This window comes from Streptococcus sp. 3705 (assembly GCF_013277145.1).
In the GTDB taxonomy this organism is placed as follows: domain Bacteria; phylum Bacillota; class Bacilli; order Lactobacillales; family Streptococcaceae; genus Streptococcus.
The window spans coordinates 1-24,159 of the sequence record NZ_VMMJ01000039.1 but is presented as its reverse complement, the minus strand read 5'-3'; the positions used below and the strand labels follow the sequence as shown (position 1 = coordinate 24,159).

The following is a 24,159-nucleotide window of genomic DNA, read 5'->3' as shown; positions in this document are numbered from 1 at the left end:
TTATTATTTCGTTTTCTGAGCCTTTTTCTTGGCTTTTCTTTTTCTATTTTCCAAATCTTTCTGTGCCTGAACTACCGCCTCTCGCTCTGCGATAATCTTGAATGGATTATTCAAGAAATAGGTTTGCAAGACTTGATAAGCATTAGACACTGTCCAGTATAGGGCGACTCCACCTGGCGCATAAACTGCAAAGATAAAAATCAAGACCGGAATACCGTACATCATCGCAGTCGTAGCTCCATTACGCTCAGACAAGGCTTTGTTGGACAGCCAAGTACTTAAAAAGGTGAATACTGCTGCTAAAATCGGAAGAACAAGGGTTGTATCCACACCACCAAGGTTAATCCATAAGAAATGACCTGTCTTTAAAAAGTCAACTCTTGATAGAGCTTGGAACAAGGCCAAGATAACCGGCATCTGAATCAAAATCGGCCAAAGAGAATCTGACTGTCTGACACCCATTTCTTTAAAGACTTTACGCATTTCTTGCTCTAGCTTGGTTCTGCTTTCCATATCTCGGCCTGGATATTGTTCTCGCAGCGCCTTAATGCGTGGTTGAGCTTCCTGCATTTTTCTAGAAGCCACCATTTGCACTTGAAAGACTGGCAAGAGCACCGTACGAATCAAGACCGTAAAGAGAATAATCCCCACTCCGATACTGATATCAAACGATAAAAAGCGAATGATTTCCGCAAAGAAGTAAACAAATTTACTCCAAAAATCAGCCGATTCGGCTGTAATATCGCTAGTTGTCCCATTTGTTGCACAGGCTGTCATGATAAATAGGGACAGACCTAACAAACTAGTCAGCTGTAGTTTCTTTTTCACTCCCATTTCCTTCCTGGTAAATCTTTGATAACTTTAATACGTGGAGTAGATTTTTCTCCATCTCTGCGTATTCCAAGGTTTCAACCCCTTTTCGAGCAATGACAACAAAGTCTACATCTTCTACCAGACTCCCTTTTGCATTCTGGATAATATGTCTAATTCGTCGCTTGATTTGATTTCTAGTGACGGCATTCCCCAGTTTTTTGCTAACTGATAGACCTACTCGAAAATGGTTTTTCTGGTTTTCTAATTGGTAGACAACAAATTTGCGATTGGCAAAACTTGTCCCTTCCTTGAAAATTGCCTTAAAATCTTTCTCTCTTTTTACACGAAAGTTTTTCTTCAAAACTCAACTCCATCTATTAAATTACTACTATTATACCATATTTTTCAAAAAAGCCAATCATAGCAAGGTTTTGGACAATTTCATCAGAAAAAGAAGCTGGAAAAATCTCTTTCCCAACTTCTTGTACGGAATATTTTTACTAGTTTTGCTTATTTTTTCAAGCGTTCAACGTCACGGGCAATGACCAATTCTTCATCAGTTGGAATAACCAAAACACGGATCTTCGCTGCCTCTGTTGAGATGTCTCCTGTCACACCAAAGACGTTCTTTTCTGGATCAACATCACAGCCAAACCAAGAGATACCTGAGATAACATCTTCACGTACATCGGTTGCATTTTCACCAACACCTGCTGTGAAAACAATGGCATCTGCTCCGTTTAGTACTGCAAGGTACTGACCGATATGTTTTTGGATACGATCAATATAGATTTCATAGGCCAAGGTAGCATCATGATCTCCTGCTTCTTTCGCAGCAATCACATCACGCATATCACTAGATTTACCTGAGACACCCATAAGCCCTGATTCACGATTAAGGACGCGACTAATGTCTTCAGGCGTGTTAAAGTCCTCTGTATATTGCATTAAATAAGGAATAATAGCTGGGTCAATATCTCCTGTACGTGTTCCCATCATCACACCACCAAGTGGAGTGAATCCCATTGAAGTATCGACAGATTGACCACCCTTAACAGCTGTAATAGAAGCACCATTACCGATGTGGCAAGTAATCAATTTCAAGTCTTCTAATGGACGGCCCAAGAGTTTTGCAGCTTCTCCTGCTACAAACTGGTGACTTGTACCGTGGGCACCATATTTACGAACCTTGTTTTCTGTGTAATATTTTGTTGGTAGAGGGTAGCGATAAGCTTTCTCTGGCATACTTGTGTGGAATGAAGTATCAAAAACAACTACACTGGTAATGTCTGGCAACAATTCCTTGAAGGCACGAACACCTGCTGCATTGGCTGGATTGTGGAGAGGAGCCAATAAGCTCAACTCTTCAACTTTTTCTAAAACATCCCCCTCAACAACTGTTGATTCTTTGAAATATTCTCCACCGGCAACAACACGGTGTCCAACACCTGTAATCTCATCATAAGCCTTGATAATGTCGAAACGAATCAAGTCATCCAATAAAATTTTAACAGCTTGTGTGTGATTTTCGATATCCAAAATTTGTTGTTCAGAACGGCCGTCAAATTTTACAGTTGAAATTGAATCTTTCAAACCGATACGTTCAATCAAACCTTTCGCCAATACTTTTTCTTCTGGCATTAAGTATAATTGCCATTTCAAACTTGAACTTCCCGCATTGATTGCAATTGTTTTTGTCATAACATGATACCCCTTTTAAGCGTTTTCATCTATTATAACAAAATCTATTTTATATTTCAGTACCTTGAGTCCATTTTTGAAAATTTTCTTTAAATTTCATTAAAACACTTGCATCTTGTAAGCTAGCAAGTGGATAAATAAAAGGCTCTACTGCTATTTCATTTTTCTTCTGTAGGATAAAAATAGTCTTAGATTGTTTAGCATTAGCAAAGAGATTTTCAGGCAGACTGATCATGGCAACCAGACTTGCCTCCTCTTTCAACCAGCCTTTCAACAAATCACTTTGAGGACTGGTCAACAAATCACTCGGTGCTAGAAAAATAGCGTATCCGTCTGACTTGAGGTACTTAAGTCCTTGTTCCATGAGCAAGTGATGGGCGTAGGTATGTTCTTGGCTAGAAGCAACTTGATGGCGCGACGCAACGGCATCATCAGGATAATAGCCAACAGGCAAGTCGCTGATGACCACGTCGCTTTCTTTGAGCATTTGTGGACGAACGGCATCTCCTTGGACAAAACCAGCCTGCAAACCAATTACATCTGCCATGCTAGCTGCCAAATCAATCAGCAAATCATCCACTTCCATTCCCAAGTAATCCACCTTTTTATCAAGCGAGGTCAAGAAAGTAGCACCTAGAATTCCCATCCCAGAACCCATTTCGAGGATCGTAATCTCCTCCTCTTTAAACAACTCTTCCACAATAAACACCAAAAGTAAAGCAATGGCATCTGGTGTAAACTGGTGATTGGCCTGTAGGGGCTCTGTCTGCCCAGCCTTCATCAAGAGAAACTGGTAGGTCTTGAGCCATTCTTCTTTGCGTAGTGCTAAACGCTTAAGAGCCTGATTGTTCTCCTTGACCTGATTTAGCTCAGTCTCGCCATCCAGATAGATGCTATTTTGCTCCACTAAGGCGTCATAAAAGTTGGTCGCCAAATCACTTTGGATGACTTGGACATTCTCTAGTAAATAGGTATAAGCTTGTTCAATTTTTTCAAAATCCATATTCCTATCTTATCAAATTTCCCTTCTTTTTTCCATCCTTATAGAAAAATCACTCCCTGACTAGGCGAGTGATTTTTGGGCTACTGTTAAAAAGAGTTCTGAGTAATTTCCTTGAAACAGGTCTTCAGCGCTATAGAGTATCTGACTATGTACAGATGAAAAACCAAACTGGGCTAGCTTGTTTTCCAGTTCAACCAATTCAAATCCATGATGGTTAGCTTCTGTCTTGGTAAAATCAGCAAGTAGGAGTTGTCCATCTTCCTTCAAATGTTGATGAAACAGTGAGAGAGTCGCATCCAAATCAGGCATATGGTGAAGAACCCGACTAACAACAATGCAATCAAACTCTTGCTCCAAGGGATTTTCCAGTAAATCTTGCTCCAAAAACTGGATATTCTTGATGTCTTGCTGCTCCGCTTTCAAGCGAGCTTGCTCCAGCATTTTCTCCGAAATATCCACCAGTGTTACAGATTGAGTTTGTTTGGCCAGAGGCAAGGCTAATAGCCCAGTCCCTCCACCGAAATCCAAAATTTCTTTGTCTGATAGAAGATCAATCTGTTTCTCGACTGCTTGACAAACCAAGTTTGCAAGGAAGATATTTTTAGGTGAATCAAAAGTTTCTGCTTTGTGGTTAAAATCATGTTTCATATCTTTAGTTTAGCACAAAGTAGCTTGATTGGCTAGAAATTCTCTTTCTTTTCAGGCTTCTCTTCTGATTTTTTCTTCTCCACTTTTTCGCTTGAATCGGTCGCTACCTCTTCCTTTTTATCTCTTTTCTCTTCTTTAATTTTGACGGAAGGAAAGATAAATTCATATTGGCTCTTAGGCGTACGAACCGTCGTCACCAAGTTTGTTTTCTTATTTTGATAACTCACCTGACCCAGATTAAAGGCCTGTTCCCCACTTTCTTGCTCAACCTTATCTTTGGTTCGCTTGGCCATGGCAAAAGCAACCAACTTTTCTTTATTTAAAGCATAGTCTTGATAGTGGGCGACTTGTCGATTCAAGTAAAATTGTAACAAAAGACTAAAGATGGCTGCCATAGTGACTGCATAGATGAGAACACCTGCCTTAACTTTTTTCTTTTTCCACACGATAGATAAATTCCCTTTCTAAGCCTTTTTGGAACTGGAAACGAAAGCGAACCACTTGATTGTCCTCTGTAATCTGTGCGGATTTGAGGCCATAAACCATCGGCTGATAACCCCGTCCACTGGCATCTGTTTTACGAAAATCGTCTGACTTGGACTTACCGATAGCGATGTCCTTGCCATCTTGCTTCATATAAATGCGATTGCCTTCCACTTTTTCAAACTGCGAACAGTCTAATTCTGCCTCCAACTGGTCCACAAACAAGAGCCACTCTTTTTGCTCGCTTTGTTGCTGGTAGCGAACTTCTGAAATGAGGAGCTGACTCATGGCTTGAAAGAGAAGTAAACTTCCACTGATGACAACCAGGGCAATCAGGGATTCTAACAGGGTAAAAGCCTTGACCTTATGGCTCTTTGATAGCCAACAACTGTTCTGAACCATGATAAACCTCCAATCCCTTTTCACTAGAAAACACCTGAATCTCAACTCCATTTATGTTTACCTGATTTTGACCTGTCTGCAAGGCCATCTTAGCTACCCTCAAGACTTCTTCCTTTTGCAAGATTTTTGCTTCTTCTTGCCTATTCTTTTGAATTTGTCCCAAAAGGAGGGTCGCAATGCTGGCAAAGATAGCTAGAGCGACTACTGCTTCCAGTAAAATCACTGCCCTAATTTTTTGTTTCCTTAATGCGTTTAATTTTTCCATTTCCTAAATATAATTGATAGCGAATCGCTCCTTTACTGGTCTGAAATTCAACCTTAGCCAGAGACGAATTGCCTCCAGCTCGGTCAAATGTAATACTTTGGTCTGATGGTGCCTGAATCCCTTTGGGGACTATCAACTTTTGACTGCCATTGCTAATCGTCTGCCCATCTAAGTTCAGACTAGTCTTTTGCTGACTGGCTACACTGCGTTTTTGAGTTTCCCGATAAAGTTCTTCAAACTCCATAAAGAAAATCTGCTCCTCTACCGCCGCAAAAGTAGACTGGACAGAGCCTGACAAACCCAAGGCAAGGATACTCACAAGTCCCAAAACCAAGAGACTTTCAAGCATGGTAAAGGCCTTAATCCGCGACCGTTTGAGTCTTATTTTGTTTTTCATGATATTCTTTATAAGCTTTAGCCTGTTCTTCTGTGATTCTCCCATCTGCTTGTAACTTACTTAGGCTAGCATCTTCATTTTTTTCCAAACTATAAAGCTCTGCCTGGCTTTCCACCACCTTAACAACAGCAGCTTTTCCTTTGTCGTTGACTGCTTCTTTTTGCTTGGTCAGATTAGGTACAAAGAGCAAGAGAAGCACACTGATGATGAGCAAGACCACCAACATCTCTACAAGTGTGAAAGCTTTAACCTTAGCTTTTTTCAAGAATGTCATCATTTTTTTCATTTTAAAAATTTACCTCCATATTTTGATACATGGGCATGAGCATTGCCGCATAAAGTAAAACGATAATCAGAGCCACAAAGATAAAGACCAGTGGCTGCACCAGATTCATGGTGCGATTGACTCGGGTAAAAAAGGCTTCCCAAGTTTTTTCAGCATAGATTTCCAACTCACTCCCCAGCTTAGACTTGACTTCCCCATACTCGATGATGAGATTCAACTCCTTTTTAAAGAAAGTATAGGTTCCTATAGTCTGAGAAAATTCCTGACCATTTTGTAGGGCTTGAGCCAAATCTCGACCGATTTCTTTAAAGAGTTGGGAACCTTGTTCCTGCATGATCTGAAAAATCTGCATCAGCTCCATTCCCTGCGAAATCATATTCCCCCATTCACGCGCATAATAGGCTGTCAAATAGGTCTGCACAAATATTCCAAAGAAAGGAATGCGTGCTAGGATAGAAAAAACTCGCATCTTAGAACTTCTTTTATAAAAAGTTAGTGCTAAAAGGGCAAGTATGGAAACAAACCCTACCATTCCTAGAAAAATTTGTGGCAGATTGCCGATAATTTGGGTGGCAATATTGCTACTATCCAGTTGTGGTAGTAGGTAGTTCCGTAGCCCCAGCATAATTAAGAGAAGAAATCCCAGCAAAATCAAAGGATAGGTCGCTACTTCAATTAATTTTTTCTTGACCTTGGTCAGATTGTCCAGATATTCTTCTATCTTTCCCAAACTCAGGTGAAGATTGCCATGGACTTCCGCTAGGGATAACTGAGTGACAATAGCACTTGAAAATCCCAAACTTTCCATCATTTCTGAGAATGATTTCCCCTGAGACAAGCCCGTGCGCATCTGAGTCACACACTGCTTGTCCAACAAAGCACTCCTATCTAAAAAGGAAATGGTCTCCACCAGATGAAAACCACTGGAAAAGAGATTGTTAAACAAGGTGATGATATTTTTTTGCTTAGCTGTAGCTAATTTTTTCCGTTTCAGCCTGAAGACTTGTGATATGTCCATCTTCAAGAAGCTGGTCAATCTGCTCATTCCAGCTAGTTGGCTGGTGTTCTTGATAGCCTTTGTTCGCAAAGTCAACGATTCCTCCTCCCCCGATTAATCTCTGATAGCAGACTCCCTGCAGAACGACTGCTAATTCCTCCTCACTCACACCCAACTCCAGCAGGCGCTCATAAACACCTCGAATACTCTTGGCGTGAATGGTTGAAAAGACTGTCGCCCCTGTCAAACTAGCTCTGACCACTGCACGCGCCGTTTCGCTGTCACGAATTTCTCCGATAATCAAGAGATCAGGACGATGCCGTAGGGAAAGCTTAATCAGATTTTCATAGGTCAGTCCGATTGCTTCATTTAGCTGTAACTGGAGCATGTTGTCCTGCTTGATTTCGACAGGATCTTCAATGGACATAACTTGCTGTCCTTTAAAGAGAGATTTAGCCAATTCATGCATCAAGGTTGTCTTGCCACTGCCGACTGGGCCAGCAAAAAGATAAAGTCCCCGTTGCCTGTACTGCTTGCCCAATTCATCAATATCCTGAAACCAAAAATGCAAATCCTGCTCCTCATCATGCAACAAACGAATAACTAAACTCTCATGCCCTCTATAATCGCCTACAGTAGATAGACGTAGAGACGCCATCTTCTGGTCATAGGCATAATCACAGGAACCAAGTTGACTACGTCTCTTTTCTCCAACATTCATACCCGCCACAAACTTAAAGTGACTGATGACGGCCGCAAATTTTTCAAAATCATAACAACCGATTTTACAGCGCTCGTCTCCTACCCTCATATGAAGCTCATAGGCGTCTAACTTGGGGACAAAATAAATGTCTTGCGCTCCTTTTTTCCGGGCTGAACGAATGATTTCTTGTGCAATTTCTTGAACCATACTTACCTCCTCACCTATACTATTCGCAAAGATTTGGAAAAATAAAAAAAGCAACTCCCAAAAAGTTACTTTTTCTCTATTTTAATTTCATACGGCAAGAACGGTGCCTTTCCTTACCTGTTTGTTTTTCATAGCCTGGACGTAATTTTTCATCTGGAATAACCTGCTCATCCTGCAAAAGAGCCAAAGAATGGTATTGTTGTAAATACTCGTCACATTCATCACACCAACGTTGGTCTTCTGGATCCCAAAAAATAGTCATCAAGTCACTTCTACTTTTATAAAGAGGGGATTCTTGTTCCAATCTAAACCAGCAAGTTTTGTAGTATTTGAGAGCATCATAATACTGGTCAAATTTTCTACTTGCTACAATATCTTCTTCCCAACCTTCTAAGAACCACCAAGGTTCAAAATCTCCGTACATTTCTATAACACGATACATATTCATTCATTCCTTTGTACCGTATATTATAACCAATTCCGCCAAACAAGGAAAGAAATATGCTCATTTCTTAATTTTTTTGATAAAAAATCCAGCCATCTGATGGATGACTGAATTTCTATTTGCTTATGTTCCAAAATCTTTTTACTACCTAGGCTTCAGAAATATCGTTTTCGATGATGACCTTAATTGCATGGTGGTCTGCTGCCTTACTGAAGACTTCATAGGCTTTTTCAATTTCACTTAGTTTGAAATAGTGAGTTACCAATTTTTCTGGTTCAATCTTATGACTTTCAAGAGCTTTCAACAATTGTGGAGTTGTATTTGTAGATACCAAACCAGTTGTTACATTGATGTTGCGAATCCAAAGTTTATCCAAATCGAATTCGACTGGTTTACCATGTACACCACAGTTGGCAACTGTTCCGTCTACACCGATAATCTTTTGACAGAAATCAAATGTTGCAGGAATACCAACAGCTTCGATAGCGACATCCACACCACGACCATCTGTCAAATCATAAATTTCCTTAATGGCTTTTTCAGGGTCTGAAGAATTAACCTTGTGAGTCGCACCAAATGATACAGCAGTTTCCAAGCGGTTATCATCTAGGTCTACCATAATCAATTTAGCTGGTGAGTAGAATTGAGCTGTCAAGAGAGCAGCCAATCCAACAGGTCCTGAACCAATAATCGCTACGCTGCAACCAGGTTCTACTTTCCCTTTTAAGACACCAATTTCATATCCAGTAGGTAGAATGTCTGATAGCATAACCAAGGCTTCATCTGACAAATCTTCTGGAGTATGGTAAAGAGTATTATCTGCATGAGGGACACGTAGATATTCAGCCTGCATACCATCAATTAAGTGACCGAAAATCCAGCCCCCTTCGTCTTCACAGTGGGCATAAATTCCTTTTTTACAGTAGTAGCATTTACCACAGGCACAGACACAAGAAATCAAGACTTTGTCGCCTTTTTTGAAATTAGAAACTCCTTCTCCAACTTCTTCAACAATCCCAATCCCTTCGTGACCAAGAATGGTACCACTTTGGCAAGCAGGGACATCCCCTTTGATAATATGGAGGTCTGTTCCACAAATAGTGGTTTTTACGATACGCACAATAGCGTCTGTTGGCTTGCGAATCACTGGTTTGTCAACATCAACAAAAGAAGCAAGTCCAGGTTTAACATAAGTATAGGCTTTCATAAAGCACTCCTCCGTTTTTTTATTTGTATTATTTATAATATAATTGTAAGCCTTTTCATTTACTTGTTCAAGTTATTTTGTGATTTTTTTAACTTTTTTATTTACCAGTAAAGTACCATACATAAAAAAGCAGAAGCTAGTCTCTAACTTCTGCCTTCTCTCTTATGCTTGATATCGTTTCACACCATCTAGATAGGTTGCTACCAATTCCAAATCTTTATCTAATACAATAAAGTCAGCGTCATAGCCTTCACGGATTTGTCCACAAACATCGTCAATATTAACAGATTTTGCTGGGTTAAGGCTAGCCATCATGACCGCTTCGTGTGGATTTGCAATACCCCACTCGACTACATTTCTCATACCATCTTTAAGTTTGAGGATAGAACCTGCCAAATTACCAGTAGATTTGAGACGTGCAGTTCCATTTGCTACTACAACAGGGAATTCTCCCAACATATAGTCACCGTCTTCAAGCCCACCAGCTGTCATACAGTCCGTAATAAGAGCGATGTTTTCTGTCCCCTTTTGCTTAAGTAAAATCTCACAAGCTTTTGGATCTACGTGATAACCATCACAAATCAATTCTGCGTAAGTATGTGGGAGCTCATACATAGCTCCTACCATACCGAGTTCGCGGTGTGTTAAACCACGCATCCCATTATAGGCATGTACCCATACACTAGCTCCAGCATCAACTGCCTTCTTAGCTTGTTCAAATGTCGCATCTGAGTGTCCAAGTGCAACTGTCACACCCTCACCTGTAATAGTACGTACAAAATCTTCCACCCCATCACGTTCTGGTGCAATAGCGATTTTATTTAGCATCCCTTTTGCAGCATCCTGCCAAGAATGAAACTCCTCAACACCCGGGTCTCTCATATAAGTTGGATTTTGTGCCCCCTTAAAAGTTTCTGTGAAATATGGACCTTCATAATAAATCCCACGAATCTTAGCACCTGTTGCTTCTTTATAATGGTTTCCAAGATTTTCAGTGACTGCAAGCAATTGCTCATAAGTGGCTGTTAAAGTTGTGGGCAAGAAACTGGTAACACCGGTACTAAGAAGTCCTTCACTCATAGTGTGCAATGTACCTTCAATGTTGTTGTCCATCACATCTACACCTGCATATCCATGAATATGAGTATCCACAAGACCTGGTGCAATGCTATAACCAGTATAGTCAAGAACCTCTGCTCCTTCAGGAATTTGATCCACATGTTTCCCAAATTTACCATCAATAAGTTCTAAGTACCCACCACGACGAATGCCAAATGGATAGAAAAACTGATCCGCTTTAACGTAATTAGGCATAATAATGACCTCCTTAAAAGATTACTTTTGATATTTATTATGTCAATTACATTATAAACTTTTCTGATTCATTTGTAAATGGTATAGACCTATTTTCTAGAGATATTTTAAAAGAGCTGGATTTCTCCAACTCTTCTCTTTTTAATACAAGTTATTTTGATTTGACCGGCTTGTCTTGAGCTGTTTGCAAGGCTGTGGCAATGGTCTCTGCATACAATTTAGCTCCGGCTTCAATTTTACTAGTGTCACTTCCGAAATGGACTTGGTCTGTTCCTGCCCAGATTTCTGGATGTTCCTTAGCAACTTGATTCCAATCAGCAATGGTGATATAAGGAGTCTTCTCTGCCAATTCTCTCATGTAGGTAGCAGCCTTCTCAACGATTGCATAGGTCTCTTTTGTTTTATCTCCTTCATAAGGTGTCACCAAAATCATATGGTGTCCCTTAGGAAGATTTTTCACGATACTATCCCAATCTTCCTTGTAATTTTCAGGATTATTTACCCCAGTCGCAATGACCACCACCTTTGGTAGAAATTTATTCTGGCTATTGTTGAGCATGATTTCATTGGCGGTCTTGGTTGTTCTGCTGACCTGCGCGTTAATCTGTGCTCCAGGAAGGGCTGTCTGTAGGGCTGTATTTGCCCTTAAAGCCACCGAGTCACCAATTAACATAGTGCCATCAGCAATCCCCAAACTATTTGCATCTGCCCGTTCTGTCATCACCTTGGTTTGGCTAATATTTGTTGCAGCTTGCTTCAAACCATTGACAGTCAAATCTGTCTCAAAAGCTCCCACTTGTGGTGCCAACAAAGTCACTAAGAAGACAATGAAGGCTAAGATTCCTGTACTTGTTGCAAGAATTGCGTGAATATAAGGCAGGGGACGAAGAGTTTGTAAAACAGGTGTGTTCTTGCCTGCAATCCAAGGTTCCAATACATAAAATGAAAGACTGGCAAATCCATAAGAACAAATCAAAGTCAGTAACACAGCAAAAAGATTTGAGGTCAACTGTGAGAAAATGATATAAAAAGGCCAATGGAAGAGATAAACTGCATAGCTAGTATCTGCTAAAAAGCTGATAATCTTTGGCTCCTGCATGTTAGGAGTCTTTTCATGTAAGACACGCGCCACCAGAATCATAGCAAGGGCTGCAAGACTGGCAAGCAAGAAGCCCATAAGATAAGCAAAGAGATAGGTAAATTTGACAAAGAAGGTCAAAATGAGTAAGAAGCCAAAACCTCCTGCAAAAATCAACAGGGTCTTTCGTAAATCCCAGATTTTATCCAACTGCTTAACTAGGGAAGTCGTCTGACGAACGCCTACGATAGTTGCTAACACACTTCCCAAAAAGAATGGATAGACATGAGTTAAACTGGAGAAATAAACAGAGGAATAAGAGGTCACTAGAAAACTACCAATAAACATGGAGAAGAAGCTAATTAAAAAGGCAGCAGCTGATAAGAGAAAAACCATCCCCTTCAACTGACCATTGGATTTAGCCTGTTTGGATAAGAACCAAACTGCCAATCCCCATAGAATATAGTAGTGAACCTCAACTGCCAAACTCCAATTATGAACAAACAAATGGGGAATAAACTGAGATTCATAACTCCCACCTGTTAGGAGTTCATAGAAGTTGGTCATAAAGCCTAAAACACCCGCAATCTGACCCCCAATTCCAGCCACATAATCTTGCCGAACTAGAAAAGTAAAGGGCATGGTTACCAAGACCATCAAAACCACAGGTGGCACAATCCGATAAAAACGTCTCCTAAAAAATCCTATCAAGTCAATCTCGTGATTTTTAGAAAATTCTTCGATAAGTAGAGCCGTAATCAGAAAGCCTGAAAATGTGAAAAAGACATCCACCCCGAAAAATCCTCCAGGAAAGATGGTCTGAAAGAAGTGATATAAGAGTACCAGTAGTAAACCAGTAATCCTAATCAAGGAAAACCATTTAATGCGCATACGAGTTTATTCTCCCTTTCATTATACACTTTATTCTATCAAAAAAAGAAGAAAAATCCCAAGAGAAAACTTAGGATTTTTAGCTTATATCAATTCCATTTTAGAAATTACGGCCTGACTTATTGTAGCCATATTTTTCCACAAAATACTCACGGAATTCCAAGAGATTGTCATCCATAATGGCTTGTCGAACTTGCTTCATCAGGTTAAGCAAGAAGTAAAGATTGTGGTAGCTAGTCAAGCGGATACCAAAGGTTTCATCAGCCTTGAGCAGGTGACGAAGATAAGCGCGTGTATAGTTCTTACATGTGTAGCAATCACATTCAGGATCCAGTGGTGTAAAGTCCTCAGCAAACTGGGCATTTTTGACAACCAAACGTCCCTGACTGGTCATACAAGTCCCATTACGAGCGATACGAGTCGGTAAAACACAGTCAAACATATCTACACCACGAATCACCCCATCAATCAAGCTATCTGGCGCTCCGACACCCATCAAATAGCGAGGTTTGTTTTCAGGCAGCAGTTGAGTTGTAAAGTCCAAGACAGCATTCATCTCTTCGTGGGTTTCTCCCACTGCCAAGCCACCGATAGAGTAGCCTGGAAAATCCATGCTGACAAGGTCATGAGCTGATTGGCGACGCAGGTCTTCAAATCCAGCCCCCTGCACAATTCCAAACAAGCCTTGGTCATGTGGACGACGATGAGCTTTCAAACCACGCTCAGCCCAACGGCTGGTACGCTCGATTGATTTCTTAACGTAGTCGTATGGTTGATAAAACTGAGGACATTCATCAAAAGACATCATGATGTCTGAACCCAGATTGTTCTGAATAGAGATGGCTTTTTCTGGTGATAGGAACATCTTAGAACCATTGAGATGGTTTTTAAAGGTTACCCCTTCTTCTGTGATATTGCGACTATCTGCTAGAGAATAGACCTGGAAACCACCACTATCTGTCAAAATAGGCTGGTCCCAGTTCATAAACTTATGAAGACCGCCTGCGCGTGCGATGAGTTCATCTCCAGGGCGAAGCCAGAGATGATAGGTGTTTGATAGGATAATTCCCGAACCCATCTCCTTCAATTCTTCAGGTGACTGAGTTTTGACAGTGGCTTGAGTTCCAACTGGCATAAACATAGGCGTCGGGAAGGTACCGTGGGGAGTGATGATTTCTCCCAGACGAGCTCCTGTGTGTTTTTCTTTCTTAATCAAACGATATTTGATTGGTGAATCTGACATTTTTTACCTCCGAAGCTGGGAAAGACAGTCCCAGTTCATACTTTGTGCCCAAGGGCATACTGTATGATTTTATCAAAAAAAGCCGGAACTGTCACGAACTATGGTATAATGAGAGAATGAAATACCCAAAAATTGATTTAAAAACCATTCGTCTGCAGGCCAGACAATTTCAGGCTGAAAATCCCCGCCTCTTTCTCGTCTATCTCTTACCTAGCATGCTGGTCATCTTGTCTGGCTTCCTCAATCCCTTAGAGCGCATTAACGAGAGTGTTTTAGAACAACCCTTTTTAAGCGTGTTTGGCCATGTATTCCAAGCCTACCTTTTTCCGCTATTAGTCTCCTTTATCGGAGCTATTCTTCTAACCAGTTCAGTCTATACAACCCTAAAACTCATCAAGAATCCAGATACAGAACTATCCGTCAAAAATAGTCTTACTCTCTTTAACGAAGTACACTTTTCACAGACCTTTTTGACTCTACTTCTCAAACGTTTCTATCTCTTCTTATGGAGCATTCCTAGTTTGCTTGGGATTTACCTCCCTTTTTACAGTAGCTTTCTAGCAAAGAAATTCGTTGCAATCCATCCTGAATTTCCCAATCTAGATCTCTCGTCAGTTGAAACGGAGCGTTTCCTCATGACCTTTGGTCTCTATTTTCTAGCAAGTATCCTCTTGATGATTGTCGGAAATAGTCTCTATATTCCACAATACTATGCTTATTCACAGGTAGAATTTCTCCTCTGTGACACCCTAGACTTAGGACAAGCTAAACCAGGGCAAATACTTAAAACCAGCCGTTTCTTAATGAAAGGTTACAAATTTCAGCGCTTTGTCCTAGACTTACAACTCCTTCCTTGGTATTTCCTCAATTGGATTACCTTTGGAATTGCTAGTTTCTCACTCCTACCCTACATTCAAATCAATAAAATAATTTTTTACCGAGCAGTATTGGCTCGAAAACGTCCAAAAGCTTGAAGGTTTTCCCTCAAGCTTTTTTCTATCAATGAATTTCTCCGCCTACCAACTTGAGATCCTGATCTCCATGTTCGATAATGGCGCCGATTGCTGCTTCTATCCCTCGCCTAATATCCACTAAACTCATAGCTGGAGTGGTCGGTCGATTCACCACCTGTTCCATCATATAAGGAATATGCATAAAACCTGCCTTAACATGTGGAAATTTATTTTCTACCAAATAGAGTGCCTGATACATCAAATGATTGCAGACAAAAGTCCCTGCAGTATTGGAAACAGAGGCCGGCAAGCCCTCTTTTTTTATAGCTTGAACCATCGCTTTAATCGGCAGACTACTAAAGTAGGCCGGAGCACCGTCTGGGCGAATGGGAAGGTCAATCGGTTGATTACCCTCATTATCAGGAATCCGTGCATCATCTTGATTAATAGCTACTCGCTCAGGTGTCAAGCTAGATCTTCCACCCGCTTGCCCGATACAAAGGACAAAGTCCGGTTGATAGCGGTTCATCTCTTCTTCCAATACTTGGGCCGATTTGTGAAAGACTGTCGGTACTTCTAGCCAACGAACCTCAGCACCATGGATTTCAGCTGGTAAACCTTTAATAGCCTCCAAAGCTGGATTGACCTTTTCCCCTCCAAAGGGCTCAAAACCTGTCACTAATACTTTCATTTCTAACTCCTCAAAACCAATTCAATGAGACTTTTTCTTAAATCAAGTATAACATATTTCCCTTATTCTGGAGTGAAAAGGACTAGAGAGACTAAGATTGACCTTTGAACTTATTTAAAGAGTAAAATACTGATCAAGGCCAAAATAGCTGGTCCGCCTTGCTTTAAAATAATTTTTTTATCTGCTGTGAGAGAGCCATAAGCCGCCGCTCCAATCACAAATAAAACAAAAATAGTCACAATTTCTAAATTCTGTGAGAAATAAATTCCATACAAGAGAAAGACTCCTAGCAAAGCATTATAAATCCCTTGATTTTTAAACAATGAAGTTACTGACGGACGAGCCAGTTCTTCCTTGTCCATGTTAAAGACACGACTAGTCGCATCTGATTGCGTTGCAATACTTTCCAAATAAAAAATGTAAAAATGCTCCAAAGCAACGATTGTTGCTAAAATGATTGTAATAATTGACATCTATTTCTCCTTAAATTTCTATATTTTCAATGCCCAAAACCAATTTATTTAATAAACGGCTGAGTTCTGTTCTTTCAGACTCTGTTAAGATACTTTCCATCTCTTCCTTAACCTTGATATGTTTCAGAGGGGGATTCACCACTAACTGCTCCTTGGCATACTTCGTAGCCTCTACCAACACTTCTCGCTGATTTTCAGGATTACGATGACGCTCCACTAAACCTTCCTTTTCCAGAATTTTGAAATGTCGGGTCAAAGCAGCCTGATCAATCTTCAAACGCTCCTGAACTCCCATTTGATTACAGGGAGAATTCTCCAGCAAAAACAGTAAAATCTGATACCGTGTCAAACTAATCCCAAGTCTTTTTTCAAACAATTGCGTACTCGCTTGCTCAGACAAGCGGAGTTGATACAGTAAATCTTGAATCTCTATCATTTCTTTCTCCTTTCTATTGATTCATCAATACTTGACTAATCAATTATAATATAAAGTAAAATAGATTGCAAGAATGTTGCTTAACTCATTACAAGATGGTAACTTTCCATTTTCCATTCATATTGATACTCAATGAAAATCAAAGAGCAAACTAGGAAGCTAGCCGTAGGTTGCTCAAAGCACAGCTTTGAGGTTGTAGTTAAAACTGACGTGGTTTGAAGAGATTTTCGAAGAGTATGACAAAGAAAAAACGAACGAGACTCGCTTCCTATCACGAAAGCTATATCTCATTCGTCAAAATGATATTACAAAGTCTGGTTTATCCATTCATTGAAACGTGAACGTGGTCATAGTGGTTTTCTGTCACGCTACCACGGTCTGGCATTGGGTTCCAAGTATTAGCTGGTCCATATTTGCTATCGAATGGAGCATAGAAACGTTGTTTCCAGATGATATAACTAATACCACGGCTAGCCATATTTTGAATAGCGTATTCCGCAATCTTATCCCCTAGTTCTGAGCTTTCTGGCACCATAAAATCGATAGCCAAACCTTTTCCATGATCTCCACTGTCTCCTGGACGGTAACCACTAAAGGATGTGATGCCAAACAAGTTGGCAATTTCTTCTTTAAAGGCAGCTGTTTGTGGTTGAAGGCCTGCATTTTCAGATTTCGCTACTGCAAGTCCAGCATAATCGGGCGCTGCTGGAGCTGTGTAAGTTGTTGAAATTATTTTCGTCTCTTCTGGTTGATAAGTAGAAACTGTTGGTGCAGCTTCACTTGACGAGACTTCTTTTTCTTCTACTGGAGTTGTAGTTGTTTCTACCGTTGATTCAGCTTGAGGGCCTGTTTGTATTTCCTGCTTCTCAGCTAGAGTCGCTGCTCGAGGAGCTTCTTCTGCAATTGCACTGCTTGTTTCGGCTGTTTGCTCCTCTGAAACAGAAGTTCCTGTAGATAGCACGACTTCTTCTGAAGCAGTCACTGTCTCTGTAACTTCTGAACTTGTTGCTACTTCTTTTGTACTTGTAGTTTCTACCGCTTTTGGAGTTTCTGCAATCGGTTGAGAAAGATCTGCAACTTGAACAGTTTGATCATCAACGGTTACTTGATTAGTTGTCAAATCTGCTGTCGCAGTTGTCACTTCCTCACTAGAATCTGCTTGAGGAGTTTGGATTTCAACTTCCGTTACTTCTTCTGCTTCATTGACAGTCGTTGTCAAAACAGTTTCTGGGAAAATCAAGTCCATATTCGTGATTTTATTCAAATTCGCAAGAACTGTGACATCTACACCCAAGGCTTCTGCAATGGTGCTTAAAGTATCACCATACTGAACTGTATAACTTGTTTTGTTGTCCGTTTTAGTCAAATCGTTTTGGATTTGCTCAACACTACGTGCAGTCCAAAGAACTTCTTCTGCTTGAGTTACCAATACTGGGGCAAATGACAAAGCTACTGTTGAAGCTAATAATATTCTTTTCTTCATTCTTTCAAATTCCTTTCAAATGAGTACCTGTCTATCATAACACAAAAAGAGCAGAAAAAAAGCCCTCTCGGGCCTATTTAACAGAACTGTCTATTCCTTGTAACAAACTCAGTTACTTGAAATAGTTTGTTAGGTCTCTGTCACAAAACTGACACAATCTTTTTATCGCTCAACCTTAAAAAAACGGGAAATATCTGCTAACGCTTGAATCCTGTGATTGCCTTCATAAGACGACTCTAAAAAGTTAAGACTTTGAATCCCACTATTCTGGGCAAATTCCACATCCAGAGTCCGATCCCCTATATAATAGGTTTTCTCAGGATCCAACTGATACTTGTCTAACAGATAGGTAGCCGCTTCCGGATTAGGCTTGCGTGCAAAGCCACTCTGACTGGTTAGAATCTCTGTAAAATAAGATTCCAAACCCAAGTCTCTGAGAATGGTAAGAGCATTGTCTCCCTTATGAGTGTAAACAAACTGCTGAATTCCTGATTCCTCTGCCCAAGCTAGCACATCACGCGCACCTGGCATTAAGACTACCTGAGCATTCTTCTCAGCCAGACTCTGAGCACGCACCTGATTTAGCACTTCCACATCCAGTTTTCTCTCTTCCGCCACCTGCACAAGCAAATCCTGCACCGAATACTTGAGGATAAACTCTCTCACCTGCTCCTTATCATAAGGAATAGAAAACTGAGCAAAAGTTTCCTCAATCCCTGACAAAATTGCTTCGTAAGAGTCCAATAAAGTCCCGTCTAAATCCCAAATAAAAGCTGTTTTTTGCATTTCCTATCCTTTCAATCTCATATAGCGCTGGTAACGATAGCGTAGAAATAACCAGCGAAAACCATTATCCAAAAGGGTTCCGGCCCAAATACCGGGCAAGCCCCAACCAAGCACAATCCCCATCAGATATCCTGTTCCAATGCGGATACACCACATTCCTATACTTGTCGCATAAAAGGGAAGCCGAGCATTGCCCAAACCCTGCCAGACTGCTGTATAGATGACTGTTCCTATCGTCATAGGAGTACCAAGTAGTGAAAACAGTGTCACTAGGACACTAGCCTCAACCGCTAGAGGATCAGTTGTATAGAGATGAGTGAGTGGTATACCCAAAGCATAGATACTGAAGGTCAAGGGTAACATGAGGACCAGAGAGAGCCAAAAGGTTTGCTTGCTCAAACTAGCGACTCTTTTCCAATCATCTTCTCCAACCGCTCGAGCCACTTGTATGACTGTTGCTGTAGCCACACCAAAGGCAGGCATATAGTTAAACTGGGTCAAGACTTCTCCGACTGCATTCCCAGCCACTGCCTCTGTTCCAAAAGAAACGACCAAGGCAATGATAACGACATCACCAGCCCGCATCATGAGACGTTCTCCAGCTGCTGGTAAAGCCAAGGTCAACAGTTCCTTATCTAAACCAAAAGTTGGCTTCGCATAAGGCAGTTTTAATTGTGACCATAAAATCACAAGACCTACCAAACGAGACAGAATTGTCCCCCAAGCAACACCAGCTATTCCCATATCAAGAACAAAAATAGCTAGACTTGAAAAAAGAATATTCAAGGCATTTGACAAGAGACTAACATAAAGAGGTAAACGTGGGTTATGCGTTGCACGAATCAAGGCTCCCAGACTAGTCATCAACCCCAAGAGAACAATCGACCCTCCTACCAAAGATAAGTAGAGTCCACCACTCTCAGCTACATCTCTCTCCGTCCCCAAAAGTCCTATCATCTCTTTCCCAGCGAAGATGGACAAAGCTCCTAAAAGGAAACTTAATAGTAAGGTAATCTTCAAGGCCTCAGTCACATGATAGGCTAGCTTAGACTGATCCTTCTGCCCCAAACTTTTTGAAATAACACTGGAAATAGCAGCTCCCAGAGCGATGAAAATCGCCTGATAAATCGTAATAATATTACCAGCTACTGATACACCCGAAATAGCTATCAAGCCCAAGTGGGCTACCAGATAACTGTCCACCATCCCCATGAGCATCTGCAAAAAGTTTTCGCCCATAGCTGGCAAGGCAATATTAAGAATGTCTTTATTTTTCTTAAACAATCCTTCCTCCTGATGAAAAGAAACTCAGTTGGTTTCCCAACCGAGTTTACTCCCTCTGTCTTAAAGTCCTAGATAAGCCTCAACCGCTGCTTGCATATCAGCAGCTGCCACTGTTGTCTTGTGACGAACTGGAGCTGTTTCAAGGCCATCAACCGCTGGTGGCACTGCCACTCCTGAAATGTCATGTAATTGAGCCAAGGCTTCAAAGTCAGTTAAGCCTGCTTTTCCTGTTACCGCTTCTACTGCAACTACTGGGAACTTGTATGGACTAGCTGTTGAAGCAATCACTGTCTTAGTCGCATCGCCAGTAGCAGCTTGGTATTTCTTATAAACTGCTGAGGCAACCGCCGTATGTGGATCCTCGATATAAGAATCTGACTCATAAACACGCTTGATTTCTACCGCTGTTTCTTCCTCAGTCGCATATTCTGCTGCAAAGAGTTCAAGAATCTCTTCATCAAAATTAGTCAACTCATATTGACCTTGGCTATTCAAAGCATTCATGAGTTCTGCTGTCTTAACCGCATCATTACCCAAAAGATGGAAAATCAAACGTTCCAAGTTTGAAGATACCAAAATATCCATAGATGGACTAGTTGTTACCTTAAACTCACGCTTCTTGTCGTAAACACGTGTCTTGAAGAAATCTGTCAAAACATTGTTGTCATTTGAAGCACAGATTAATTTACCAACTGGCAGACCAATTTGCTTAGCATAAAAGGCAGCCAAGATATTTCCAAAGTTTCCTGTTGGTACGGTAAAGTTGACCTTATCACCAGACACAATCTCACCAGTCTTGACCAACTGAGCGTAAGCATAAACATAGTAGACAATTTGTGGCACCAAACGGCCAATATTCATAGAGTTAGCCGATGAAAATTGCAACTTGTTGGCCGCTAATCTTTCACGAAGAGCCACATCGTTAAACATATGCTTGACGTTAGTTTGCGCATCATCAAAGTTACCATCAATAGCGATAACATGAGTATTGTCGCCAGTCTGAGTGGTCATTTGCAACTCTTGTACCTTGCTGACACCATCCTTTGGATAAAAGACGATAATCTCAGTACCAGGAACATCCGCAAACCCTGCCATAGCAGCTTTCCCAGTATCACCAGATGTCGCTGTTAAGATGACAATCTTGTTCTCCAAACCATGCTTCTTAGCAGCTGTTGTCATAAAGTATGGCAAAATAGACAAGGCCATATCCTTAAAAGCAATTGTTGAACCATGGAAGAGTTCCAAATTGTATTGTCCATCTAATTTCACTAATGGTGCGATAGCTGGAGTATCAAACTTGCTATCGTAGGCATTATTGATACAGTAGTCCAACTCTTCAGCTGTAAAGTCATCTAAAAATGCTGACAAAACAAGCTTAGCAACTTCCTGATAAGAAGCATCTTTCAATTTGTCAAAGTCCAAATCTACTTTTGGATAAGTAAGCGGTGTAAATAAACCGCCGTCCGTCGCCAAACCTTGCAAAATAGCTTGGCTGGCAGTTACTGTATTGTTGGCATCACGCGTTGATTGATAAACTAATGTCATTACTCTCTATCCTTTATCTATAGTCTTTTCCATTATATCATGATTTTTCAGAAAATTCTCCCCTTATAAGAGAAATTATAGGCTCAATTCTTCTTTCAAAGGCTGTAAGTAGGTCATTTCTTGCTTATTTCTCATCTTCAGACCTTCCTCAGCTAACAGAAGTAAGTCTTTGGAAATTTCAATAATCGCAGTTTCTTCCTCATCTGTAAGCTTCTTCTTAGAAAATTGTCGTCTTAAAAACTTATAATTTCGTCCAAATTCTTTAAAGAAAGGTGCTGTTTCTAAGTAAGCTTCTAACTTATCTAAATTAACTAATAATCCCAAGTGAAAGGCGGCAGAAGCGAAGGTTTTATCTAGAGGCTGAGTACACACACTACGAAACTCAACTGTTCCGCGAGTCGTTAAGTCCTGGTATTGATAACTACGATGGGTTTCAAAATCCTTCTCTTGAGGATAAATAAGCACCTCATCCCCATTAAGTGCATATGCTTGGATTTCAGGCGTAGCCAAATAGTCCCTTGCCTGAATCGGATAAAAATAATAGGTTTGTTCATCACGTTCCGCAGTAAAAATCGCAGAATGATTTAGATAGGCAAAAAAATCCTCCTCATCATCAAAGAGTCTAGCATTGACACCGACATTCTCTGGATAGATGCCATGCATCGATTCTTCCCAGAAAATATCCCTTGCAATTTTCGTATCCCAATCAGCACCCGAAAACTCAGAGTTTGCAAATAAATAAGCCTTAGCTGCTTCAATTTGGGTAAAAGCATTAATCACCCGTAGGTAGTTAGACTTTGAAACATCCAGCTGGACCTGACTCCCGCAGATAAAAGCACCATATTCAGGGAAATGATGTAAGTCTGATTTAGTAATATTTCTACTCAAATTCAAATAATCCATCAACATCTGATAGCGTGGATAAGCCACTGGACAATTCTCATTTTTATCCCAGTCAGGATGAATACCACAGCCAACAATAGCATGGTTTGATTCAGCTAACTTTTTCTGAATTACATCCATATAATTGTTGAAACGATTTTCGATCTCTTGAATCGTTTCAGCCTTGCCAAATGCAAACTCAATCGTAGTATAGGAAACTTCAAATAAAATAGCATCCTGACTTACTGGATCTACTAACTGGATAGGATTCCCAAAATCATCTACCTTTTCGATAGTAAAATCAAAAGAAGAAACTAAATATCGGAATAAGTGCTTGGTAACTTCAACATCTGTAGCAGCTCCTTCCAAGTTTACAACAGGATATTCCAGCTCAATCCCGACAAACAATTCAGGATTTTCTTTAATATTTTTCAAATATCGATGTTTTAATAAATCGATAGAACGAGACATACTTCCCTACACTTTCATAATCTAAATAAATTTTGAATAACTATTATACCAAAAATAATATAAAAAGGAACGAAGATTTACAACGTTCCTTAATGCTATACTATACCGGCGGCCGGGGTCGAACCGGCACGTCCTTGCGGACACTGGATTTTGAGTCCAGCGCGTCTGCCAATTCCGCCACGCCGGCAAATAGTAACTGGGGTAGCTGGATTCGAACCAACGCATGAGGGAGTCAAAGTCCCTTGCCTTACCGCTTGGCTATACCCCAATAATATAAAATAGGCGAGTGATGGGGATCGAACCCACGCATGCCAGAGCCACAATCTGGTGTGTTAACCACTTCACCACACCCGCCATAATTCTATTAACACGGGCAGTAGGAATTGAACCCACACTGAAGGTTTTGGAGACCTTAGTTCTACCTTTAAACTATGCCCGTAAAATGGAAGGGGAGGGATTCGAACCCCCGAACCCGAAGGAGCGGATTTACAGTCCGCCGCGTTTAGCCTCTTCGCTACCCTTCCAAAATATATAAATGGCGCGAGACGGAATCGAACCGCCGACACATGGAGCTTCAATCCATTGCTCTACCAACTGAGCTACCGAGCCTTATTGCGGGAGCAGGATTTGAACCTACGACCTTCGGGTTATGAGCCCGACGAGCTACCGAGCTGCTCCATCCCGCGCTAATACAAAAGGAGGATGTGGGATTCGAACCCACGCACGCTTTTACACGCCTGACGGTTTTCAAGACCGTTCCCTTCAGCCGGACTTGGGTAATCCTCCAAAATAGTTTATACGGGAATAAACCCGTGTCCTCTTAGCGAACAGATAATATTACAATTCTCTAGTAATGGACTAAACACTATGGGCACGAGTGGACTCGAACCACCGACCTCACGCTTATCAGGCGTGCGCTCTAACCACCTGAGCTACGCGCCCAAGTCAAAAACTTGGTACAAAGAACAAAGTTCAAAGCGGGTGACGAGAATCGAACTCGCGACAACAGCTTGGAAGGCTGTAGTTTTACCACTAAACTACACCCGCTAAAATGGGAGTTAACGGGATCGAA

The 24,159-nt window shown here is 40.9% G+C and carries 26 protein-coding genes and 10 tRNA genes; 1 reads left to right on the top strand and 35 read right to left on the bottom strand.

Features of this window, described 5'->3' with window-relative positions:
- Positions 1-3: 3 nt before the first annotated feature.
- The 17 genes from HT714_RS09260 to tgt all read right to left on the bottom strand — a co-directional run bounded on the left by HT714_RS09260 (position 4) and on the right by tgt (position 14,083).
- On the bottom strand, positions 4-828 hold the full coding sequence (locus HT714_RS09260; RefSeq protein WP_261059677.1) for a membrane protein insertase YidC: 825 nt from the start codon (positions 826-828) through the stop codon (positions 4-6).
- On the bottom strand, positions 803-1,174 hold the full coding sequence (gene rnpA, locus HT714_RS09255; protein ID WP_173227087.1) for a ribonuclease P protein component: 372 nt from the start codon (positions 1,172-1,174) through the stop codon (positions 803-805). Before rnpA ends, HT714_RS09260 begins: the two co-directional genes overlap by 26 nt.
- Positions 1,175-1,323: 149 nt before the next feature.
- Complete coding sequence (locus HT714_RS09250) at positions 1,324-2,514, bottom strand: acetate kinase (RefSeq protein WP_173227090.1); 1,191 nt, start codon at positions 2,512-2,514, stop codon at positions 1,324-1,326.
- 49 nt (positions 2,515-2,563) lie between these two features.
- A complete protein-coding gene (locus tag HT714_RS09245) occupies positions 2,564-3,517 on the bottom strand; it encodes a class I SAM-dependent methyltransferase (RefSeq protein WP_173227092.1) in 954 nt (317 codons plus the stop codon).
- Between the two features lie 60 nt (positions 3,518-3,577).
- Positions 3,578-4,165, bottom strand: a complete 588-nt coding sequence (locus tag HT714_RS09240; RefSeq protein WP_173227094.1) for a class I SAM-dependent methyltransferase — start codon at positions 4,163-4,165, stop codon at positions 3,578-3,580.
- A 32-nt stretch (positions 4,166-4,197) separates the two neighbouring features.
- Positions 4,198-4,611, bottom strand: a complete 414-nt coding sequence (gene comGG, locus HT714_RS09235) for a competence type IV pilus minor pilin ComGG (RefSeq protein WP_057488050.1) — start codon at positions 4,609-4,611, stop codon at positions 4,198-4,200.
- The gene (comGF, locus tag HT714_RS09230) at positions 4,589-5,050 is read right to left on the bottom strand and encodes a competence type IV pilus minor pilin ComGF (protein WP_173227095.1); all 462 of its coding nucleotides are present in this window, start codon (positions 5,048-5,050) and stop codon (positions 4,589-4,591) included. The genes comGG and comGF overlap by 23 nt, the downstream gene beginning before the upstream one ends.
- Entirely contained in the window at positions 5,013-5,315 is a 303-nt protein-coding gene (gene comGE, locus HT714_RS09225; protein WP_000413380.1) for a competence type IV pilus minor pilin ComGE, read from the bottom strand. Before comGE ends, comGF begins: the two co-directional genes overlap by 38 nt.
- The gene (comGD, locus tag HT714_RS09220; RefSeq protein ID WP_050207886.1) at positions 5,278-5,712 is read right to left on the bottom strand and encodes a competence type IV pilus minor pilin ComGD; all 435 of its coding nucleotides are present in this window, start codon (positions 5,710-5,712) and stop codon (positions 5,278-5,280) included. Before comGD ends, comGE begins: the two co-directional genes overlap by 38 nt.
- Positions 5,675-5,998 carry a comG operon protein ComGC gene (comGC, locus tag HT714_RS09215; protein ID WP_166731555.1) on the bottom strand — a complete coding sequence of 108 codons (324 nt, stop codon included), beginning with the start codon at positions 5,996-5,998 and terminating at the stop codon, positions 5,675-5,677. Before comGC ends, comGD begins: the two co-directional genes overlap by 38 nt.
- Before the next feature lies 1 nt (position 5,999).
- Entirely contained in the window at positions 6,000-7,016 is a 1,017-nt protein-coding gene (gene comGB, locus HT714_RS09210; protein WP_173227125.1) for a competence type IV pilus assembly protein ComGB, read from the bottom strand.
- Positions 6,964-7,905: a competence type IV pilus ATPase ComGA gene (comGA, locus tag HT714_RS09205; RefSeq protein WP_173227099.1), complete on the bottom strand. Its 942-nt coding sequence runs from the start codon at positions 7,903-7,905 to the stop codon at positions 6,964-6,966. The genes comGB and comGA overlap by 53 nt, the downstream gene beginning before the upstream one ends.
- Before the next feature lie 76 nt (positions 7,906-7,981).
- Complete coding sequence (locus HT714_RS09200; protein WP_000286413.1) at positions 7,982-8,347, bottom strand: DUF1033 family protein; 366 nt, start codon at positions 8,345-8,347, stop codon at positions 7,982-7,984.
- A gap of 151 nt (positions 8,348-8,498) precedes the next feature.
- Positions 8,499-9,557 (bottom strand): zinc-dependent alcohol dehydrogenase family protein, encoded by a 1,059-nt coding sequence (locus tag HT714_RS09195; protein ID WP_000649461.1) that lies wholly within the window; start codon positions 9,555-9,557, stop codon positions 8,499-8,501.
- Positions 9,558-9,719: 162 nt separating this feature from the next.
- Positions 9,720-10,871 (bottom strand): N-acetylglucosamine-6-phosphate deacetylase, encoded by a 1,152-nt coding sequence (gene nagA / locus HT714_RS09190; protein WP_173227101.1) that lies wholly within the window; start codon positions 10,869-10,871, stop codon positions 9,720-9,722.
- Positions 10,872-11,022: 151 nt separating this feature from the next.
- The gene (locus HT714_RS09185) at positions 11,023-12,840 is read right to left on the bottom strand and encodes an acyltransferase family protein (protein ID WP_173227103.1); all 1,818 of its coding nucleotides are present in this window, start codon (positions 12,838-12,840) and stop codon (positions 11,023-11,025) included.
- A 100-nt stretch (positions 12,841-12,940) separates the two neighbouring features.
- Positions 12,941-14,083 (bottom strand): tRNA guanosine(34) transglycosylase Tgt, encoded by a 1,143-nt coding sequence (tgt, locus tag HT714_RS09180; RefSeq protein WP_001285237.1) that lies wholly within the window; start codon positions 14,081-14,083, stop codon positions 12,941-12,943.
- 116 nt (positions 14,084-14,199) lie between these two features.
- On the opposite strand from tgt, the gene HT714_RS09175 reads away from it, so the two are divergent.
- Positions 14,200-15,057 (top strand): DUF975 family protein, encoded by an 858-nt coding sequence (locus tag HT714_RS09175; RefSeq protein WP_173227105.1) that lies wholly within the window; start codon positions 14,200-14,202, stop codon positions 15,055-15,057.
- 25 nt (positions 15,058-15,082) lie between these two features.
- Here HT714_RS09175 and pcp read toward each other — a convergent pair whose 3' ends face one another.
- From pcp to HT714_RS09085, 18 genes are all read right to left on the bottom strand, one after another.
- On the bottom strand, positions 15,083-15,727 hold the full coding sequence (pcp, locus tag HT714_RS09170; RefSeq protein ID WP_173227107.1) for a pyroglutamyl-peptidase I: 645 nt from the start codon (positions 15,725-15,727) through the stop codon (positions 15,083-15,085).
- A gap of 110 nt (positions 15,728-15,837) precedes the next feature.
- A complete protein-coding gene (locus tag HT714_RS09165; protein ID WP_173227109.1) occupies positions 15,838-16,200 on the bottom strand; it encodes a DUF1304 domain-containing protein in 363 nt (120 codons plus the stop codon).
- 10 nt (positions 16,201-16,210) lie between these two features.
- Positions 16,211-16,636: a MarR family winged helix-turn-helix transcriptional regulator gene (locus tag HT714_RS09160; RefSeq protein WP_173227111.1), complete on the bottom strand. Its 426-nt coding sequence runs from the start codon at positions 16,634-16,636 to the stop codon at positions 16,211-16,213.
- Between the two features lie 319 nt (positions 16,637-16,955).
- A complete protein-coding gene (locus tag HT714_RS09155; protein WP_173227113.1) occupies positions 16,956-18,119 on the bottom strand; it encodes a LysM domain-containing protein in 1,164 nt (387 codons plus the stop codon).
- Positions 18,120-18,281: 162 nt separating this feature from the next.
- A complete protein-coding gene (locus tag HT714_RS09150) occupies positions 18,282-18,905 on the bottom strand; it encodes an HAD family hydrolase (protein WP_173227115.1) in 624 nt (207 codons plus the stop codon).
- Positions 18,906-18,908: 3 nt separating this feature from the next.
- Positions 18,909-20,189, bottom strand: a complete 1,281-nt coding sequence (locus tag HT714_RS09145; protein WP_173227117.1) for an MATE family efflux transporter — start codon at positions 20,187-20,189, stop codon at positions 18,909-18,911.
- Between the two features lie 60 nt (positions 20,190-20,249).
- On the bottom strand, positions 20,250-21,734 hold the full coding sequence (gene thrC / locus HT714_RS09140) for a threonine synthase (RefSeq protein WP_173227119.1): 1,485 nt from the start codon (positions 21,732-21,734) through the stop codon (positions 20,250-20,252).
- Positions 21,735-21,809: 75 nt separating this feature from the next.
- Complete coding sequence (locus tag HT714_RS09135; RefSeq protein ID WP_173227121.1) at positions 21,810-23,087, bottom strand: gamma-glutamylcysteine synthetase; 1,278 nt, start codon at positions 23,085-23,087, stop codon at positions 21,810-21,812.
- 103 nt (positions 23,088-23,190) lie between these two features.
- Positions 23,191-23,274 (bottom strand) — tRNA-Leu (locus HT714_RS09130).
- 9 nt (positions 23,275-23,283) lie between these two features.
- A tRNA-Gln gene (locus HT714_RS09125) sits at positions 23,284-23,355 on the bottom strand.
- 13 nt (positions 23,356-23,368) lie between these two features.
- Positions 23,369-23,441 (bottom strand) — tRNA-His (locus HT714_RS09120).
- Between the two features lie 14 nt (positions 23,442-23,455).
- A tRNA-Trp gene (locus HT714_RS09115) sits at positions 23,456-23,526 on the bottom strand.
- 4 nt (positions 23,527-23,530) lie between these two features.
- A tRNA-Tyr gene (locus tag HT714_RS09110) sits at positions 23,531-23,611 on the bottom strand.
- Positions 23,612-23,623: 12 nt separating this feature from the next.
- Positions 23,624-23,696 (bottom strand) — tRNA-Phe (locus HT714_RS09105).
- 3 nt (positions 23,697-23,699) lie between these two features.
- Positions 23,700-23,773 (bottom strand) — tRNA-Met (locus HT714_RS09100).
- Positions 23,774-23,783: 10 nt separating this feature from the next.
- A tRNA-Ser gene (locus HT714_RS09095) sits at positions 23,784-23,873 on the bottom strand.
- A gap of 82 nt (positions 23,874-23,955) precedes the next feature.
- Positions 23,956-24,029 (bottom strand) — tRNA-Ile (locus HT714_RS09090).
- Positions 24,030-24,063: 34 nt separating this feature from the next.
- Positions 24,064-24,134 (bottom strand) — tRNA-Gly (locus HT714_RS09085).
- Positions 24,135-24,159 lie beyond the last annotated feature (25 nt).

Excerpts from the sequence above, each read along its gene's own strand:
- HT714_RS09150 (WP_173227115.1), bottom strand. The coding sequence starts at position 18,905 with ATGCAAAAAACAGCTTTTATTTGGGATTTAGACGGGACTTTATTGGAC.
- comGD (WP_050207886.1), bottom strand. The coding sequence starts at position 5,712 with ATGAAAAACAAAATAAGACTCAAACGGTCGCGGATTAAGGCCTTTACC.
- tgt (WP_001285237.1), bottom strand. The coding sequence starts at position 14,083 with ATGTCAGATTCACCAATCAAATATCGTTTGATTAAGAAAGAAAAACAC.
- comGF (WP_173227095.1), bottom strand. The coding sequence starts at position 5,050 with ATGGTTCAGAACAGTTGTTGGCTATCAAAGAGCCATAAGGTCAAGGCT.
- HT714_RS09155 (WP_173227113.1), bottom strand. The coding sequence starts at position 18,119 with ATGAAGAAAAGAATATTATTAGCTTCAACAGTAGCTTTGTCATTTGCC.
- HT714_RS09195 (WP_000649461.1), bottom strand. The coding sequence starts at position 9,557 with ATGAAAGCCTATACTTATGTTAAACCTGGACTTGCTTCTTTTGTTGAT.
- comGC (WP_166731555.1), bottom strand. The coding sequence starts at position 5,998 with ATGAAAAAAATGATGACATTCTTGAAAAAAGCTAAGGTTAAAGCTTTC.
- pcp (WP_173227107.1), bottom strand. The coding sequence starts at position 15,727 with ATGAAAGTATTAGTGACAGGTTTTGAGCCCTTTGGAGGGGAAAAGGTC.
- HT714_RS09135 (WP_173227121.1), bottom strand. The coding sequence starts at position 23,087 with ATGTCTCGTTCTATCGATTTATTAAAACATCGATATTTGAAAAATATT.
- HT714_RS09250 (WP_173227090.1), bottom strand. The coding sequence starts at position 2,514 with ATGACAAAAACAATTGCAATCAATGCGGGAAGTTCAAGTTTGAAATGG.
- HT714_RS09160 (WP_173227111.1), bottom strand. The coding sequence starts at position 16,636 with ATGATAGAGATTCAAGATTTACTGTATCAACTCCGCTTGTCTGAGCAA.
- comGE (WP_000413380.1), bottom strand. The coding sequence starts at position 5,315 with ATGGAAAAATTAAACGCATTAAGGAAACAAAAAATTAGGGCAGTGATT.
- HT714_RS09245 (WP_173227092.1), bottom strand. The coding sequence starts at position 3,517 with ATGGATTTTGAAAAAATTGAACAAGCTTATACCTATTTACTAGAGAAT.
- HT714_RS09175 (WP_173227105.1), top strand. The coding sequence starts at position 14,200 with ATGAAATACCCAAAAATTGATTTAAAAACCATTCGTCTGCAGGCCAGA.
- comGB (WP_173227125.1), bottom strand. The coding sequence starts at position 7,016 with ATGGACATATCACAAGTCTTCAGGCTGAAACGGAAAAAATTAGCTACA.
- HT714_RS09240 (WP_173227094.1), bottom strand. The coding sequence starts at position 4,165 with ATGAAACATGATTTTAACCACAAAGCAGAAACTTTTGATTCACCTAAA.
- HT714_RS09165 (WP_173227109.1), bottom strand. The coding sequence starts at position 16,200 with ATGTCAATTATTACAATCATTTTAGCAACAATCGTTGCTTTGGAGCAT.
- HT714_RS09185 (WP_173227103.1), bottom strand. The coding sequence starts at position 12,840 with ATGCGCATTAAATGGTTTTCCTTGATTAGGATTACTGGTTTACTACTG.
- thrC (WP_173227119.1), bottom strand. The coding sequence starts at position 21,734 with ATGACATTAGTTTATCAATCAACGCGTGATGCCAACAATACAGTAACT.
- nagA (WP_173227101.1), bottom strand. The coding sequence starts at position 10,871 with ATGCCTAATTACGTTAAAGCGGATCAGTTTTTCTATCCATTTGGCATT.
- comGA (WP_173227099.1), bottom strand. The coding sequence starts at position 7,905 with ATGGTTCAAGAAATTGCACAAGAAATCATTCGTTCAGCCCGGAAAAAA.
- HT714_RS09200 (WP_000286413.1), bottom strand. The coding sequence starts at position 8,347 with ATGTATCGTGTTATAGAAATGTACGGAGATTTTGAACCTTGGTGGTTC.